15 protein-coding genes are annotated in these 15,492 nt (G+C 69.0%); 7 read left to right on the top strand and 8 right to left on the bottom strand.

Annotation, left to right across the window (positions count from 1 at the left end):
* Positions 1-2: 2 nt before the first annotated feature.
* Positions 3-491, top strand: coding sequence for a Fur family transcriptional regulator (locus ASD72_RS05190; RefSeq protein ID WP_056878884.1), 489 nt, complete (start codon positions 3-5; stop codon positions 489-491).
* Between the two features lie 184 nt (positions 492-675).
* On the opposite strand, the gene ASD72_RS05195 is transcribed toward ASD72_RS05190, so the two are convergent.
* The 3 genes from ASD72_RS05195 to ASD72_RS05205 all read right to left on the bottom strand — a co-directional run bounded on the left by ASD72_RS05195 (position 676) and on the right by ASD72_RS05205 (position 4,636).
* Positions 676-1,911, bottom strand: coding sequence for an MFS transporter (locus tag ASD72_RS05195; RefSeq protein ID WP_056878885.1), 1,236 nt, complete (start codon positions 1,909-1,911; stop codon positions 676-678).
* Positions 1,908-2,351 carry a MarR family winged helix-turn-helix transcriptional regulator gene (locus ASD72_RS05200; protein WP_056878886.1) on the bottom strand — a complete coding sequence of 148 codons (444 nt, stop codon included), beginning with the start codon at positions 2,349-2,351 and terminating at the stop codon, positions 1,908-1,910. Before ASD72_RS05200 ends, ASD72_RS05195 begins: the two co-directional genes overlap by 4 nt.
* A gap of 110 nt (positions 2,352-2,461) precedes the next feature.
* Entirely contained in the window at positions 2,462-4,636 is a 2,175-nt protein-coding gene (locus ASD72_RS05205) for a TonB-dependent receptor (RefSeq protein ID WP_056878887.1), read from the bottom strand.
* An 84-nt stretch (positions 4,637-4,720) separates the two neighbouring features.
* Here ASD72_RS05205 and ASD72_RS05210 point away from each other — a divergent pair, with 84 nt between their 5' ends.
* Positions 4,721-5,134 (top strand): MerC domain-containing protein, encoded by a 414-nt coding sequence (locus ASD72_RS05210; RefSeq protein ID WP_056878888.1) that lies wholly within the window; start codon positions 4,721-4,723, stop codon positions 5,132-5,134.
* 142 nt (positions 5,135-5,276) lie between these two features.
* Positions 5,277-5,450, top strand: a complete 174-nt coding sequence (locus tag ASD72_RS05215) for a 30S ribosomal protein THX (protein WP_056878889.1) — start codon at positions 5,277-5,279, stop codon at positions 5,448-5,450.
* Positions 5,451-5,514: 64 nt separating this feature from the next.
* Here ASD72_RS05215 and hutI read toward each other — a convergent pair whose 3' ends face one another.
* Together hutI and ASD72_RS05225 are read right to left on the bottom strand one after the other, a co-directional pair.
* Entirely contained in the window at positions 5,515-6,741 is a 1,227-nt protein-coding gene (gene hutI / locus ASD72_RS05220) for an imidazolonepropionase (protein ID WP_056878948.1), read from the bottom strand.
* A 4-nt stretch (positions 6,742-6,745) separates the two neighbouring features.
* On the bottom strand, positions 6,746-6,946 hold the full coding sequence (locus ASD72_RS05225) for a hypothetical protein (protein ID WP_056878890.1): 201 nt from the start codon (positions 6,944-6,946) through the stop codon (positions 6,746-6,748).
* 72 nt (positions 6,947-7,018) lie between these two features.
* Here ASD72_RS05225 and ASD72_RS05230 point away from each other — a divergent pair, with 72 nt between their 5' ends.
* The 4 genes from ASD72_RS05230 to ASD72_RS05245 all read left to right on the top strand — a co-directional run bounded on the left by ASD72_RS05230 (position 7,019) and on the right by ASD72_RS05245 (position 12,023).
* A complete protein-coding gene (locus tag ASD72_RS05230; protein ID WP_056878891.1) occupies positions 7,019-8,275 on the top strand; it encodes a formimidoylglutamate deiminase in 1,257 nt (418 codons plus the stop codon).
* A 126-nt stretch (positions 8,276-8,401) separates the two neighbouring features.
* Entirely contained in the window at positions 8,402-10,045 is a 1,644-nt protein-coding gene (locus ASD72_RS05235) for a serine hydrolase (RefSeq protein ID WP_056878892.1), read from the top strand.
* A 2-nt stretch (positions 10,046-10,047) separates the two neighbouring features.
* Positions 10,048-11,265, top strand: coding sequence for a histidine kinase (locus ASD72_RS05240; protein ID WP_056878893.1), 1,218 nt, complete (start codon positions 10,048-10,050; stop codon positions 11,263-11,265).
* Positions 11,262-12,023, top strand: a complete 762-nt coding sequence (locus ASD72_RS05245) for a LytTR family DNA-binding domain-containing protein (protein WP_056878894.1) — start codon at positions 11,262-11,264, stop codon at positions 12,021-12,023. The genes ASD72_RS05240 and ASD72_RS05245 overlap by 4 nt, the downstream gene beginning before the upstream one ends.
* A 6-nt stretch (positions 12,024-12,029) precedes the next feature.
* On the opposite strand, the gene ASD72_RS05250 is transcribed toward ASD72_RS05245, so the two are convergent.
* The 3 genes from ASD72_RS05250 to ASD72_RS05260 all read right to left on the bottom strand — a co-directional run bounded on the left by ASD72_RS05250 (position 12,030) and on the right by ASD72_RS05260 (position 15,467).
* A complete protein-coding gene (locus ASD72_RS05250; protein WP_304437824.1) occupies positions 12,030-12,551 on the bottom strand; it encodes a methylated-DNA--[protein]-cysteine S-methyltransferase in 522 nt (173 codons plus the stop codon).
* A 77-nt stretch (positions 12,552-12,628) separates the two neighbouring features.
* A complete protein-coding gene (locus ASD72_RS05255) occupies positions 12,629-14,128 on the bottom strand; it encodes a DNA-3-methyladenine glycosylase 2 (protein ID WP_056878895.1) in 1,500 nt (499 codons plus the stop codon).
* 49 nt (positions 14,129-14,177) lie between these two features.
* On the bottom strand, positions 14,178-15,467 hold the full coding sequence (locus ASD72_RS05260; RefSeq protein ID WP_235577941.1) for an ectonucleotide pyrophosphatase/phosphodiesterase: 1,290 nt from the start codon (positions 15,465-15,467) through the stop codon (positions 14,178-14,180).
* Positions 15,468-15,492 lie beyond the last annotated feature (25 nt).

A 15,492-nucleotide genomic window follows, 5' to 3' on the forward strand; every position in this document is an offset into this window, starting at 1 on the left:
CCATGCCGCACGCCCACACCTGCACCGACCCGAAGCACCACGTCCACGACGCCCGCGCGTTCGTGGCGGCGGTGGAGCGCGCGTGCCAGGAGCGCGGCCTGCGGCTGACGCCGATCCGGGCCCGCGTGTTGGAGCTGATCGCCGACGCCGGCAAGCCGGTGAAGGCGTACGAGCTGCTGGAGTGGGTCCGGGCGACGAAGGGCGTCGGCGCGGATGCGCCGCCGACGGTGTACCGCGCGCTGGACTTCCTGATGGCGAACGGCTTCGTGCACAAGCTCGAATCGATGAATGCGTTCGTCGCCTGCCATCACCCGAACAGCGCGCAGCACTCGGTGCCGTTCCTCATCTGCGACCGCTGCCACAGCGCCGTGGAGCTCGAGGACCGCGAGGTGGTCGCCGCCCTCGACGCTCGCGCCAAGGCGCTGGGTTTCCAGCCGCAGGCGCAGACGCTGGAAGTGCATGGGCTGTGCGCGCGCTGCGCTGAGGCCTGAAGCGCAGCGGTTGTTTGTTGTAGGAGCGACGTAAGTCGCGACCGCAGACGTCGCTGGCCCGGAATCGATCATCGCCCGTGGGGTTTCCCGGACGAGGCGCCTCTTCCGTCGAGGGGCCAAAGGAGTGATGGCGTGCGGTCGCGACTTACGTCGCTCCTACAGTCGCTCCCACAAGGTGCCGCCCCTACGCCGCTGCCGGCACCGCCTTCGGCGACGCCTCCCGGATCGGCAGGTTCGCCGCCGCGGCGATCAGCGCCAGCACCATGTCGGCGTACCACATCCAGGTGTAGTCGCCGAAGCGTTCGAGCGCCACGCCGCCGAGCCAGGCACCGAAGAAGCCGCCGATCTGGTGCGACAACAAGGTCAGTCCGAACAGCGTGCCCAGGTAGCGCGGGCCGAACAGCTTGCCGACCAGTCCGGCGGTCGGCGGCACCGTGGCCAGCCAGGTGAAGCCGAGCGCGGCGGCGAAGATGTAGAACGTCAGCGGGGTCGGTGGCGACACGAGGTACAGCGCGATCATCACTGCGCGGCTGGCGTACATCACCGCAAGGATCCACTTCATCCGCACGCGCTGGCCCAGTGCACCGGCGATCAGGCTGCCGGCCACGTTGAACAGGCCGATCAGCATCAGCGCGACGGCCGACACGCTGGCGGGCAGGCCGCACAGCGCGACCTCGCCCGGCAGATGCGTCACCAGGAAGGCGATGTGCACGCCACAGGTGAAGAAGCCGAGGTGCAGCATCCAATAGCTGCGGTCGCGCAGGGCGATCGCGATCTGCTGCTTCAGGCTGATGTCGCCGATCGCAGTGGCGGTGGCCGCACCCGTGGTCGCCTTGACTTTCTTGCGTAGCGGGAAGGCCAGCGGGATCGCGAGCAGCGACGCGACCGCCAGCGTGTACATCGCGCTCGCCCAGCCGGCGAAGGCGATGACGGCCTGCACCAGCGGCGCGAACACGAACTGGCCCAACGAACCGCCCGCGTTGATGAAGCCGGCGGCGAAGGAGCGCTTTTCGGGCGCCAGTTGTTGCGCGGTGGCGCCGATCAGGATCGAGAAGCTGCCGGCGCCGGCACCTGCCGCCGTCAGTACGCCCAGCGTGAACATCAGTCCCCAGGGCGAAGTCAGGTGGGGCGTGAGCGCGAGGCCGAGTGCGAGCAGGATCGCGCCCAGCACCAGGACGCCGGTCGAACCGCGCTTGTCGGCGATCGCACCGAAAACGGGTTGCACCGCACCCCAGGTGAATTGGCCGATCGCGAGGGCGAAGCTGATCGCGGCGATGCCGATGCCCGTTTCCTGATGGATCGGCGCGACGAACAGGCCCGTCGTCTGCCGTGCGCCCATCGTGATCATCAAGGTGGCGGACGCCGCGAGCAGGAGCCCCCAATGCATGCGCGGCGCGATCGATGGTGTGGCGCTGTTCATGCGGCATCTCCGAGGTGCTGGCGCAACAGGCCGTCGAGGCGGTCGAGGTCGTCGTGCAGGCGTTTGACGGCGGTGTCGCCCATCAGGTCGTCGATGACGGCTTGCGCGCGTTGCCAGCGTGGTTTGGCGCGGGTGAGCCGGGAGCGGCCTTCGGCGGTCAAGGCGACCAGGCGCTGGCGGGCGTCTTCGCCGCGGACGGTCTCCAGCAGGCCGGCGTCCACCAGTGGCGAGAGATTGCGGGTCAGGGTAGTGCGATCCATGCCGAGTTCGTCCGCGAGCCCACTGAGTGCGCGAGGTTCGCGCTCGGTGCGGCGGAGGATCGAGTACTGATTGAGGCTCAGACCGACGGCCGCCAGTTCATGGTCGTAGACCTGGGTCACGCGCCGGCTGGCCCGTCTCAACCGGAAGCAGGTGCAGACGCTGGGCGTAGGGGAGGGCATGGCGGACTCGCGTGGTCGGAAGCCAATTATGTGTATATGCACGTAATTGATGTCAAGAAGGGCGGCTGCCATGGAGGCCAGCCGCCCGGGGGAGGACCGTCAGGCGTCGATCAGAAGTACGCGCGCAGGCCGAACGCCACGCCGCGGCCGGGCAGCGGCGCGTAGTCGCGCAGCATCGAGGTATGCGGGCGGGCTTCCTCGTCGGTCAGGTTGCTGCCATCCAGGAAGACCTCCCAGCTGGATGCCGTGCGCTCCCAGCGATAGGCCAGGTGAGCGTCGACCAGCGTGTAGCCGTCGCTGGGCGCTTCGTTCTGCGCCACATCGTCCTGCTTGCTGTAGCGCACCGCGCCCAGCGACGCACGCCAACCCCCCAGCGACCAGCCGAGGTCGGCACCGAAACGCATCGGTGAAATACGGGGCAGGTAGCCGCCCTGCGCGATGTCCACTTCATAGGCATGCGTGTGGTCGCCATGCGGCACCTCGAACGCCACGGTGCGCGTGCCATGGCCATCCAGCTTCGCGCGCACGTAGTCGCCGTACAGGCGCAGGTCCCATGCGCCCGCGGCCGTGTCGGCCAGCTGGATCTTCGCTTCGGCTTCTGCCCCGGTGAAGGTGGCGTCGTCCTGCGCCCACAGGCGCACCGGATAGCCTTCTTCTTCCACGCCGGTATCGGTGAGGTAGATGAAGTCCTTGAACTTCGTCTGGTAGACGGCCAGCTTCAGCTCCATGCGATCGGTATGCCAGTGCGCGCCGACCTCGGCCCGCACGCCCTTCTCCGTTTCAAGCGCGGCATCGCCGATTTCGATGGACTGCGTGGCCACGTGCGTGCCGCCGGCGAACAGTTCCTCGTTGGTCGGCGCGCGTTCCGAGCGGTCCAGGCCGAAGCGCAGGTCGAAGCCGTCGCTCATGCGCCAGATGGCTGCGGCAGACAGGTTGACCGCATCGAAGTCACGGGATGCGCGATCGTCGGGCTGCAGCTTGACCTGGTCGTAGCGACCGCCCAGTTCGAGCTTCCACGGGCCGAAATCCTTTTCCTGCACCACGAACACGCCCAGGCTTTCGGTGGTGGTGGCGGGAACGAAGGCCTCGGCACCGACGGCGTTGAAATCGGTGCTGCCGAACTGCAGGCCGAACGCCCCGCGCCAACCATTCCAAGTCTTCTGCACCGCTTCCAGGCGCGCGTCGTAGCCTTCGTTGGTGAACCGCGTACCGATTTCGTCGCCCTCCAGCTCGACGTGCTCGTAGTCGTTCCACGCGGCGCGCAGGTTGACGCTCTGCAGGAACGAGATGGGCTCGTAGATACCGGCCTTCAGGTCGAACCGGTTCTGGGTCATGTCGATGCGCACCGGGCCTTCCTCGTGCGCTTCGTCCTCATGGTCGGCCTCGCCGTCATGGTCGTGGTCATGGTCGTCCTCGCCATGCACGTGCGCGCCGGCGGGGATGCCGTAGTTGCTGCGATACGTGCTGGCGGCCAGACCGAAGTAGCCGCGGTCGCCCAGGTAGGTCGCGCCGACAGCGCCCGCGCGCGTCTTCACCGAACTGTTCGGCAGCGTGCCGTTCGGCTGGGGCTCTTCCTCGTGCGCTTCGCCTTCGTCGTGGTCGTGCAGGATCGCCACGCCGGGGATATCGTAATCGTCGGTGTCGCGGACCAGACCGTCCACGTGCAGCACCCAGTTCCCGTTGACGCCATCGAGGCGGAACATGCCGGTACGCTCGTCGTTCACGGTGTTGCCGCGCACTTCCGCGCGGCCGCTCAAGGGTTCGTCGGGGATCGATTCGGCCAGGCGGCCATCAACCACGTTGACCGCACCGCCGATCGCGCCGCTGCCGAACAGCAACGTGGCCGGGCCCTTCAGCACCTCGATCTGGTCGGCGAGGAAGGGTTCGATGCTGACCGCATGGTCGGCGCTGACGGTGGAGGCGTCCATCGAACCGATGCCGCCCGACAGGACCTGCACGCGCGGGCCTTCCTGGCCCCGGATGATCGGGCGACCGACGCCGGTACCGAAGTACTTGGTCTGTACGCCGGGCAGCTTGGCGACGGTCTCGCCGAGGGTGCCGGCCTTGGCTTTGTCCAACTCCTCGCCGTAGAGCACATCGACCGGGGTGGCGACGGACTCCGCATTGCCCTTCAACGGCGATGCCGTGACGACCACCGCGTCGAGGTCCTTGGCTTGGGGAGCCCCGGCGTCGTTGGCGAAAGCGGCGGGGGAGGCGAGCGCCAGACCCAGGGCGGTCACGAGCAGGCGGGGGGCGGGGTGGGCGATGCGGCGGGGAGAGGGCATGGGGTGCGGATCACTCAGGTGGGGTTACGAATGATGTTATAATATACCAATAGTGACAATATAACCCTCCCGGAAGTCATACTTGTGCCCATGAAGTCCTCCCTCCGCTCCTTCATCGACCGGTTCGCCGCCACGGGATCGCTGGTCTGTGCCCTGCATTGCGCGATCACCCCGCTGCTGCTGGCGGCCATCCCCTCGTTGGGGTTGTCGGTGTGGCTGGGCGACGGGTTCGAACAGGCCTTCGTGACCTTCGTGACGATCCTGGGCCTCTTCAGCCTGGTCTGGGGTTATCGCCGGCACCGCGCGTTCCGCGCGCTGGGCATGCTGATGTTCGGCCTGGCGGCGCTATGGGCGGGCGTGCTGTACGCACCGCTGCACGAATCCGTCGTGCCCCACGCGATCGTGATGACGGTGGGCGGCATGCTGGTCGGCCTGGCCCACCTGCTCAACCTGCGCCTGAACCACTGGCATATCCACGACGCCAGCTGCGCCCATTGAGGCCGAGCGTCACGTCGGGCAGGGAGCCGGAGGCCCCGCTGTGGTAGGCTTTGCGGCCCTGCGCGGGTGCCCCGGAACGGTCGGCGCCCCTGCTACCGCCCTTACCCCCGGGCGGACTTTTCAATGAATCAGGAGAATTACGATGGGCAAGGGTGATCGCAAGACGGCCAAGGGCAAGCGCTATTCGTCCAGCTACGGCAACGCGCGCAAGCGTACGGTGGCCAAGGCGGGCGTTGCGGCGACCGCTACCGCGAAGAAGGCGGTCGTGAAGGCGCCGGCGAAGAAGGCCGTGACCAAGAAGGCTGTCGCCAAGTAAGCCCGCCGCACCGGTACGCCGGTCGCGAACGCAAGACCCCGGCTCCCGCCGGGGTTTTCGTTTTTCAGGGGGTGCCCACGACCTGGCCGCCCACGTGCACGGCCGACACCAGGTCGCCGCCCAGCCAGTACGCCAGTTGCGCTGGCTGGCCGATGCGCCAGCGCACGAAGTCCGCGCGCTGGCCCGCCATCAGGCGGCCGCGATCCTCGAGGCCCAGCGCCTGGGCCGCATGCACGGTGGCGCCGCGCAGCGCTTCTTCCGGCGTCAGGCGGAAATGCGTACAGGCCAGCGACATGGCCAGGCGCAGCGACTGCAGGGGCGAGGTGCCCGGATTGCAGTCGGTCGCCACCGCCATCGGCACGCCATGGGCGCGGAATGCGTCCAGCGGTGGGAGTTTCGTTTCGCGCAACACATGGAAGGCGCCCGGCAGCAGGACGGCAACACTGCCTGCGCGCGCCATCGCCGCGACGCCGGCTTCCGAGGTGTATTCCACGTGGTCGGCGGATAGTCCGCCGAAATCCGCGACCAGCGCCGCGCCACCGCCATCGCTGAGCTGGTCGGCATGCAGCTTTACCGGGATTCCCAATGCGCGCGCTGTCTCGAACACGCGCTGCGTCTGCGCCGCCGTGAAGCCGATGCGCTCGCAGAACGCGTCCACCGCGTCCACCAGGCCTTCCGCGTGCAACGTCGGCAGCCAGCTGCACACGGCATCGATGTAGTGGTCTTCGCGCCCGGCGAACTCGGGCGGCAACGCATGCGCACCGAGGAACGTGGTGCGCACGGTGATGCCGAGGATGTCGCCGATGCGGCGCGCCACGCGCAGCATCTTGCGTTCGTTGTCGAAGTCGAGCCCGTAGCCGGATTTGATCTCCAGCGTCGTCACGCCGTCGTCGCGCAGCGCGCGCGCGCGCGGCAGCGAGACGTCCAGCAACGCGTCCTCGCTGGCGGCCCGGGTGGCCCGCACGGTGGACACGATGCCGCCACCGGCGCGCGCGATGTCTTCGTAGCTGGCGCCCTGCAGGCGCTGTTCGAACTCACCGGCCCGGTCGCCGGCGAACACCACATGCGTGTGGCAATCCACCAGGCCAGGCGTCACCCAATCGCCCTGCGCGTCCACGACCTGGTCGGCCAGTGACGCCGGTGGAGCCGGCAGATCCACGAGACTGCCCGCAAACACGAGCGTGCCATCGCGCCAGCCCAGCGCACCGTTCTCCACCACGCCATAGCCGGCATCCCCAGCCAGCGTGACCAGTCGGACGTTGACCAGCAGGCCATCCCAGCGCGTCTCCATGTCGTCAGTCGCCTCCACCGCCACCATCGCAGCCGCCGCCATCGGATGTGCACGCCGTATCGCTGTGCGTGGAAAGCTCGGGCTCGGTGGCGCTTTCGCCGGCGCCGTTGCCGGCGCCACCTTTCTTCTTCTGCGCCTGCACGGCGATGAAGACCACCATCAGCGCGAGGGCGACGGCAACCAGCGAGAGGACGATGGCAAGCATGGCGGCGGGCGTGTCTTGGCGTGGGCGACGCGGTAGCCTAACGCACCCCTGTCGCCGGCCGTAAGCACCGCCATGTCGAATCCCTATTCTCCCGCAGGCCTGCCCGTCCTGACCGACGCAGGATGGCGCGTTCCCGGCATCGCCAACCTGCATTCGCACGCCTTCCAGCGGGCGATGGCGGGGCTGGCCGAGCACCAGACGAATCCGGAAGACAGCTTCTGGACCTGGCGGGAAATCATGTACCGCTTCGCCGCGCGGATGACGCCCGAGAGCACCTACGCGGTGGCGACGCAGCTGTATGCCGAGATGCTGGAAGCCGGCTACACCCGCGTGTGCGAATTCCATTACGTGCACCACCAACCCGACGGCGCGCCATATGACGATCCCGCGGCGATGTCGAACGCCTTGATCGCCGCCGCGCGCGACACCGGCATCGGCATGACCCTGTTGCCGGTGCTGTACATGACGGGCGGCTTCGACGGTCGCGACCTGTCGGCGCGTCAGCGGAGGTTCGGGCACGACGTTGACGGCTTCCTCCGCCTGCTCGAAAGCCTGCGTCCGCTGCAGGACGAGCGGCTGCGCGTCGGCTGTGCGTTCCACAGCCTGCGCGCCGTGCCGGAAGCCGCCATGCGCGACGTGCTGACAGCACTGCCTGCCGATGCACCGGTGCACATCCACATCGCCGAGCAGGTGGGCGAAGTGCAGGACTGCCTGGCGCTGCGCAATGCCCGCCCGGTGGAGTGGTTGCTGCGCGAATTCCCGGTCGACCACCGCTGGACGCTGGTGCACGCCACGCACCTGACGCCGGAGGAAACACGTGGCATCGCCGACAGCGGCGCCACCGTCGCGATCTGTCCTACGACGGAAGCCAACCTCGGCGACGGCCTGTTCCCGCTGCGCGAGTTCCTGCAGGCCGGCGGCCGCTGGGGCATCGGTTCGGATTCCCACGTTTCGGTGTCGCCGGTAGAAGAGCTGCGCTGGCTGGAGTACGGCCAGCGACTCATCACGCGCCATCGCAACATCGCGGTGCTGCCGGGTTCGCCGAGTGTCGGCCGTACCCTGCTGGCGGGCGTGCTGGACAGCGAGGCGGATGCCACGGGCCTCGCGCCGGATCCGCAGGACGCCGTCTGGCTGGAGGCCGATGCCCCGGTACTGGCGGGCGCGACGACGGAAGACCTGGTGGATCGTTGGCTGTTCGCCGGCAACCGGCCGCTGGTCCGGTCGGTCCGGATCGGCGGGCGCGAGGTGGTCGCCGAGGGCCGTCATGTCGACCGTGACGCCATCGCACGGCGCTACGGCACCACGGTGCGCCGACTGCTGGGCGACTGAGGCTTGGCGCGTCGGTCATCTTCCGGATCGCGGCGTTCGTCGCCGCCACCGGCGCGCCCATCGCAGACCCGCACGTCCGGCGACGACGTCCGCCAGCATGGCGACCATCCCATCAGGAGAACCGCCATGGCCTACGCCCATTCGATCGCCTTCACCCTCGCCGCCGCCGGCGTCGCCGCCTTCACGCCCGCCCACGCGATGACGGACCAGGCATTGGCCGGTGTTGTCCAGCAGCGCCTGCAGGGCGACCGCACGGAGGCCTGCATGGCGGTCGCGGTCGTCGAGGCCGGCACGGTCGCCCGTACCTACCAGTGCGCGGATGCGAAGGATGCATCGCGCATCGGGCCGGATACGGCTTTCGAGATCGGCTCGGTCAGCAAGACGATGACCGCGGCGTTGCTCGCCGACCTGATCGCGCAGGGCAAGGGTTCGTTGGACGATCCGCTCTCCGCCTGGTTGCCCGCAGGTACGAAGCTGCCGGAGTACCAGGGCAAGCCGATCCTGCTGCGCCACGTGGTGACCCACACCTCCGGCTTGCCGGCGCTGCCCTCGCGCATGGGAGCGCCGGACATGGCGGACCCGTACGCGAAGCTGGACGAGACCGCGCTGCTCGCCTCGCTGGGCGACGTCACGCTCACCGCGGCACCCGGCACCAAGTTCGAGTACTCCAATTTCGCCTCGATGGTGCTCTCGTATGCCGTCGCGCGCCGCGCCGGCACCGATATGGAGACGCTGCTGAAGCAGCGCCTGTTCGCGCCGCTCGGCATGCAGCATGCCTATGTCAATGCGGCGCCCGCCGGTGTGCGCGCAGCCGTGGGCCATACGCCGAATGCGCGGGCCACGTCGGCCTGGCATTTCCAGACCAACCTCGCCGGTGTCGGCGGCGTGCGTGCCACGCTCGACGACATGGTGCGTTACGTGCAGGGCCAGCTGGGAACCGAAACGACGTCGATCTCGGCCGCCCTGCAACGCTCGCAGCAGAAGGTGTCGGACGCGCCGCCGATGGCGATGAACTGGATGCTGATGCCCGTCGGCGGACGTACCGTGCACGTGCATGAAGGCGGCACCGGCGGCTTCTCGTCGTTCGTGTCGTTCGACAAGGACAAGCAGCGCGGCGTGGTGATCCTGTCGGACACGACGTGGAACTCGATCGGCAGCCTGGGTTCTTTGGGCCTGCACCTGGTCGACGCCAGCTTCCCGCTCGGCACGCCGCGTCGCGAAGCCACGCCGGACGCGGCACTGCTCGATGGGCTCGCTGGCGAATACGAGCTCGCGGGCGGCATGAAGATGACCCTGCGCCGCAAGGGCGATGCGCTGGAGATCCAGGCGGCCGGGCAGGGCGCGTATGCGATGGGGTACGACAGCGCGGGCGATTTCTATCCGCGCGAGCTCGATGCGGTGCTGCGGCCGCAGCGCACGGCGGCCGGCCAGTCGTTCACCTGGATGCAGATGGGCGGTGTGCTGCCGGCCAAGCGGATCGACGCCGCCGCAGCGAAGCCCGCGTTGAAGGTCGATGCGGCCGTGCTGCGCGAATACGAAGGCGAGTACCCGCTGGTGCCCGCGTTCGCGCTCACCGTGAAGGCGCAAGGCGAGACGCTGACCATCCAGGGCACGGGCCAGCCCGCATTGCCGGTGCAGGCGGTCGAGCGCGATGTGTTCGTCATGGACGCCGTCGGCGCGGAGATCCGCTTCGAACGCGATGCGGCCGGCAAGGTGGTCGCACTGACGCTCAAGCAGGCCGGCCAGCAACTGCGCGGCGAGAGGAAGTAAGCATGGAGCGGACCTATCCGCTGCGACAGAAGCTGCCCGCCGAAGTGCTGGTGGGCGGCGATGCGGTATGGAGTCGCTACCGGCAGTATCCGGTGTTCGGCCTGCGTTGGCTGCTCGGGCGCAGCCTGCTGTTCTGCAGCGTGATCGCGGTGGTCGCCGCGTTCATCGGCACCGGCAGCGGCGTGGCCGTGCAGGACCTCGGCGTCGCGATCAAGGTAGCGATCACCCAGTTCGTGGTCTTCAGCCTCATGGCCACGCTGGGGCCCGCCCTGGCCACCGCCGTGCGGCACCGTGCATGGCCGGTGGCGCGGGAGCGCAAGGCCGTCGTCATCGCCGTGCTGGTCGGCATGGTGTTCAGCTTCTTCATCGACCGCGTGGGATCGTCCTACATCGAGCAGTTGATCAAGCCGGGCCTGGAGGCCGCAGGCATGTCGATGAATCCCCCCGCGCTGTCGCCGTTGGTGAAGGCGATCGGGTTGGCGATCAACGTCGCGGCGCTGGTGGTGATCTACGGCCTGTTCGGCGGCGGCCTGGCGCTGCGGGCGTACTTCAGCGAACACCGCCGCTGGGACGAGCACCACCACGTGCGCGAACTCAGCGCGCTGGAAGGACGCGTGCACGAAGCCGACCTCCGCCTGGGCGTGCTGCAGGCGCAGGTGGAGCCGCACTTCCTGTTCAACACGCTGGCCTCCGTCCGCGCGCTGGTGCGGCAGGATCCCGCGCAGGCCGAGGCAACGCTGGACGCGCTGGTCGATTTCCTGCGCGCCACCATTCCCAAGCTGCGCGACGACCGCGGCCTGCATGCCACGCTCGGCCAGCAGCTCGATATCTGCAGCAGTTATCTCGCGCTGATGCAGATGCGCATGGGCGGCCGGCTGAGCTACTCCGTGCACGCCGACGACGCCTTGCGCGCAGCGCCGTTCCCGCCCTCGCTGCTGATCACGCTGGTGGAGAACGCGATCAAGCACGGCATCGAACCACGGCCCGGTCCCGGGCGCATCGACGTCGAGGCGGTACGCGATGGCGAAACCCTGCGCGTGCAGGTGCACGACGACGGCGCCGGCCTGCAACCCGGCCTGAGCACCGGCGTCGGCCTGACGAACGTGCGCGAACAGCTGTCGGCGCGATACGGCGCGCGTGCGGCCTTCGCCCTGGCGCCTGCTGCGGGCGGTCGCGGTGTTTGCGCCGAGATCCGCCTGCCGCTAGGGTCGCCGGCATGAACGCCGTCACCGCCCTGATCGCCGAAGACGAAGCGCCACAGCGTCGCGCACTGCAGCAGCAACTGCGTGCGGCGTGGCCCGGGCTGGAGGTGGTGGCTGTCTGCGAGGACGGGCTTTCTGCGCTGGAGGCGGTCGCACAGCATCGGCCGCAGGTGGCCTTCCTCGACATCCGCATGCCGGGCGTCAGCGGCCTGGATGTGGCCCGGCAGGTGGTGGCGCAGGGCGGACTGGTCGTGTTCACCACGGCGTACGAGGATTACGCCATCCGCGCGTTCGAAGCGGGCGCGGCGGACTACCTGCTGAAGCCGGTGCAGGACGCACGGTTGGCGCAGGCGGTGGCGCGCGTGCAGGCACGGTTGATGGACGCGCGCGCGCCCGACATGCGCACGCTGATCGACGACCTGGAAGCGCGCCTGCGGCCGCAGGGCGACCGCCTGATCCGCTGGATCACCGCCAGTGTCGGCGACAGCGTGCGCATGATCGCGATCGACGAGGTGTTGTTCTTCCAGGCGCAGGACAAGTACGTGCGCGTGGTGACCGCCGATGACGAAGCCATCATCCGCATGCCATTGAAAGAGCTGCTCGGCGGGCTGGACCCGGACGTGTTCTGGCAGGTGCACCGCGGCGTGCTGGTGCGCGTGCAGGCGATCGACCGCGTGCGCAAGGACGACCTGGGCCGGCACCAGTTGAGCGTGAAGGGGCGCGACGACGTGCTGCCGGTCAGCGGCGCGTTCCAGCAGCGTTTCCGCGGGATGTGACCCGGCTCAGCCGAACAGGTCGCGGGACGGCGGCAGCGCGCCTTCCAGTTCCAGCAGGAATTGCTTGGTCGGCAGGCCGCCGCCGAAACCGGTGAGTGCGCCGTCAGCGCCGATCACCCGATGGCAGGGCAGCACGATGGGCAACGGGTTGCGCCCATTCGCCGCGCCCACCGCGCGCATGGCGGTGGGCTTGCCCACCCGCTGCGCCAGTTGCGCGTAGCTGATCGTCTCGCCATAGCCGATGCCGGCGAGCGTCATCCATACCGTGCGCTGGAAGTCGGTGCCGCGCGGCGCCAGCGGCAGGTCGAAATCGCGTCGCTTCGCCGCGAAGTAGTCGTCCAACTGGCGGGCGGCCAGCTCGAGCACGCGGTTATCGCCAGGCAGCCATCCCTCACGGTCTGCCGGATGCCGGTTGCGCGGAAACTCGATCGCATGCAGGCCTTCATCGGTCGCGGCGAGGGTGAGCGGGCCCACGGGGCTGTCGAGATGGCGGAAGAGGATCATGGTGGGCAGGATCTCAGATGTCATGCCAGAGAAAAACCAGAAGAACATGTTGTGGGAGCGACGTAAGTCGCGATGGCGCACCGGTAACGCCTCATCGCGACTTACGTCGCTCCCACAGCGACCAAGGGTCTTGGCGCCGCCATGCTGCCTTTCCACACATGGATCACCGCGTAGGCGCGCCAGGGCCGCCACGCGTCGGCGCGCGCCGTCAGCGCTTTCGCGGTTATCCGCGTGCCATCGGTCGGCACGGCTTTCTGCAGCACCAGATCGTCGGCGGGAAACGCATCCGGGTGGCCGAGCGCGCGCAGCGCCATGTAGTGCGCCGTCCACGGACCGATGCCGGGCAGGGCGACCCAGCGCGACGTGAAGTCGTCCAGCGTGCGCTCGGGCCGGAAATCCACACGCCCGTCCAGCAATGCGCGCGACAACCCGCGGATCGTGTCGGCGCGTGCACGGGTCAGGCCGATCTCCGTCAGGTCCACATCGGCCAGCAGGTCGGGGGTCGGGAACAGATGCGTCAATCCGTCGAACGGGATCGTCAGCGGCGTGCCGTGCCGCTGTGCGAGGCGTGCGGTCAACGTGCGTGCGGCGGCCACGCTGACCTGCTGGCCGATCACCGCGCGCACCGCGATCTCGAAGCCGTCCCAGCCGCTAGGCAGGCGCAGGCCTGGACGCGCTGCGAGCAACGGCCGCAATCGCGGATCGTCGCCCAGTGCGTCGGCGATGGCGGCGGGGTCCGCATCCAGGTCGAACATGCGGCGAAGGCGGCTGACGATCTGCAACAGATCGCTCGGTGTGCTGCCGTGCAGTTCCAACCTCAGTGCGTGCGAGGTGGCGTCCCAGGCGCTGACGCGCAGCCAGCCGGGTGCGTCCGGCGTGCCGATCACGCGCAGGTAGCTGCGCTCATCGACGACTTCCACGCCGGGCAACGCACGGCCGCGCAGGAAATCGAGCATCGCGGTGAAGTCGTACGGCGGGCGGTATCCGAGCCGCAACGTCATCACCTCGTGCGTCGGCGGCAGCTCGCGCTTGCGCAGGTCGCGCGGCGCCATCCGGTATTCCTCGCGGAACGCCGTGTTGAACCGGGTCAGGCTGCCGAAGCCGGCGGCCAGCGCCACCTGCGTGATCGGCAGCGTGGTTTCGGTCAGCAGCTGTTTGGCGAACAACAGGCGGCGCGTGCCGTGCACATCGACCGGTGTGGCGCCGAGGCGATCGGTGAATAGCCGCCGCAGTTGCCGTTCGCCCAAACCCACGCGTTCGGCGAGGTTCGCCACGGGCGCGTCGACCAGGGCGCCCTGGTCGATCAGTTTCAACGCGCGCGCCACCACTTCATCGCCGCGACGCCAGGCGCCGTCGCCGGGCGCGAGTTCCGGCCGGCAGCGCAGGCACGGACGGAAGCCCGCGGCTTCGGCAGTGGCCGCGTTCCGGTAGTAGACGATGTTCTGCGGTTTCGGCGCCGGTGCCGGGCACACCGGCCGGCAGTAGATCCGCGTGCTGGTGACCGCCGTGAAGAACAGGCCGTCGAAGCGCGCGTCGCGGCTCAGCCGCGCCTGTTCGCAGACATGGCGGTCGGGCAGGGCGGTGGCGTCGGGCGGAACCATGGACGCAGGCTAGCACCGCATCCCGGCACCGACTCACCGTTTCCGGACATCAATGCGCGGGCGCTGCCCGCGGCGTCAGCACCGGCGTGAAGGTGGCCGCGTTGCCATCGTTCCGCGCGGGTGCGAGACCCAGCAATTCCGCCAACAGCGGATACACGTCGACGTTGTCGAACGCCGGCAGCGTCGTGCCGCGACGGAAGCTGGGGCCGGCGGCGATGAATACCGCACGCATCGACGGCAGTGCGTTGTCGTAGCCGTGCGAACCGCGGTTCAACTTCTCCTCCGGTGCGCGACGCAGCTGCGCTGCCGGCAATCCGTTCCAACCCTCATCGAACTGGCAGACGATCGCCGGCACGCGCGGATGCGTGCCGTAATGCCAGCGCGCGGGCAGGTCCTGCTTGCGCCAGCACGTGTAGTGGTCGTGGCGACCCAGCAACCGGCGCTCGGTGTCGGCCTTGTGGCCGGCGCGCGGATTGAAGCCGATCACCTGGCCGGTGCTCACCGCTTCGGCTTGTTCGATCGTCGCCATGTCTTCCAGCGCGATGTACTGGTCCGGTCGCACCGGTGCCATGCCGTGGTCGGACACCACCACCACGTCGGTCGTATCGCGCAGGCCGTGGGCTTCCAGCGCCTGCACGATGCGGCCCACCGCGGCATCGACTTCGCGAATCGCCGCCAGGGTCTCCGGCGCATCCGGACCCCTGTCGTGGCTGACGTTGTCGACGCGTTCGAAATACAGCGCGGCCAGGCGCGGCCGCGTGGCCACCGGTTCGGTCATCCAGCCCGCGACCTGGTCGGCGCGGTCGGCTGCGCTGATCTCGGGCGAGTAGGGCACCCAGCGTGTGGGCCGGCGGCCGTCGATGGGCGCGGCGCTGCCCGGCCACGCCCAGATCGCGGTGCGCAGGCCGGCCTTCTCCGCGGTGTTCCAGATCGGCTCGCCCTGCCACCAGCGCGCATCGGCGCCCGCGGCCTTGTCCGCCACCCTGAAGCCGCCGACGGATTCGTCGCGCATGCTGTTGTGGATGATGCCGTGCCGGTCCGGCCGCAACCCGGTGACCAGGGTGAAGTGGTTCGGGAAGGTCAGCACGGGGTAGGACGGATTCATCCACGCCGCCCGCACGCCGTCGGCTGCCAGGGCATCCAGGTGCGGGGTATCGCCGCGCTGCAGTGCATTGGCGGGCAGGCCGTCGATGGAAATGAGCACGACGCTGTGCGGCTCGGACGGGGAAGGGGCGGTGGAGGGGGTGGCGCAGCCGGCCGTCCAGAGCAGGGCGGCCAGCATCATCACCCTGACCAATGGCAGGCGCATGCGGTACGGGAACAGGCTGGAATCGGCCACAGCTTGGCAGACTCCGGGACATTCC

The sequence above is a fragment of the Pseudoxanthomonas sp. Root630 genome, assembly GCF_001427585.1.
Lineage (GTDB): Bacteria > Pseudomonadota > Gammaproteobacteria > Xanthomonadales > Xanthomonadaceae > Pseudoxanthomonas_A.

What these genes read in the sequence shown, in the direction of transcription:
- ASD72_RS05190 (WP_056878884.1), top strand. Translation starts at nt 3, where the DNA reads ATGCCGCACGCCCACACCTGCACCGACCCGAAGCACCACGTCCACGAC.
- ASD72_RS05195 (WP_056878885.1), bottom strand. Translation starts at nt 1,911, where the DNA reads ATGAACAGCGCCACACCATCGATCGCGCCGCGCATGCATTGGGGGCTC.
- ASD72_RS05200 (WP_056878886.1), bottom strand. Translation starts at nt 2,351, where the DNA reads ATGCCCTCCCCTACGCCCAGCGTCTGCACCTGCTTCCGGTTGAGACGG.
- ASD72_RS05205 (WP_056878887.1), bottom strand. Translation starts at nt 4,636, where the DNA reads ATGCCCTCTCCCCGCCGCATCGCCCACCCCGCCCCCCGCCTGCTCGTG.
- ASD72_RS05215 (WP_056878889.1), top strand. Translation starts at nt 5,277, where the DNA reads ATGGGCAAGGGTGATCGCAAGACGGCCAAGGGCAAGCGCTATTCGTCC.
- hutI (WP_056878948.1), bottom strand. Translation starts at nt 6,741, where the DNA reads ATGGAGACGCGCTGGGATGGCCTGCTGGTCAACGTCCGACTGGTCACG.
- ASD72_RS05225 (WP_056878890.1), bottom strand. Translation starts at nt 6,946, where the DNA reads ATGCTTGCCATCGTCCTCTCGCTGGTTGCCGTCGCCCTCGCGCTGATG.
- ASD72_RS05230 (WP_056878891.1), top strand. Translation starts at nt 7,019, where the DNA reads ATGTCGAATCCCTATTCTCCCGCAGGCCTGCCCGTCCTGACCGACGCA.
- ASD72_RS05235 (WP_056878892.1), top strand. Translation starts at nt 8,402, where the DNA reads ATGGCCTACGCCCATTCGATCGCCTTCACCCTCGCCGCCGCCGGCGTC.
- ASD72_RS05240 (WP_056878893.1), top strand. Translation starts at nt 10,048, where the DNA reads ATGGAGCGGACCTATCCGCTGCGACAGAAGCTGCCCGCCGAAGTGCTG.
- ASD72_RS05245 (WP_056878894.1), top strand. Translation starts at nt 11,262, where the DNA reads ATGAACGCCGTCACCGCCCTGATCGCCGAAGACGAAGCGCCACAGCGT.
- ASD72_RS05250 (WP_304437824.1), bottom strand. Translation starts at nt 12,551, where the DNA reads ATGACATCTGAGATCCTGCCCACCATGATCCTCTTCCGCCATCTCGAC.
- ASD72_RS05255 (WP_056878895.1), bottom strand. Translation starts at nt 14,128, where the DNA reads ATGGTTCCGCCCGACGCCACCGCCCTGCCCGACCGCCATGTCTGCGAA.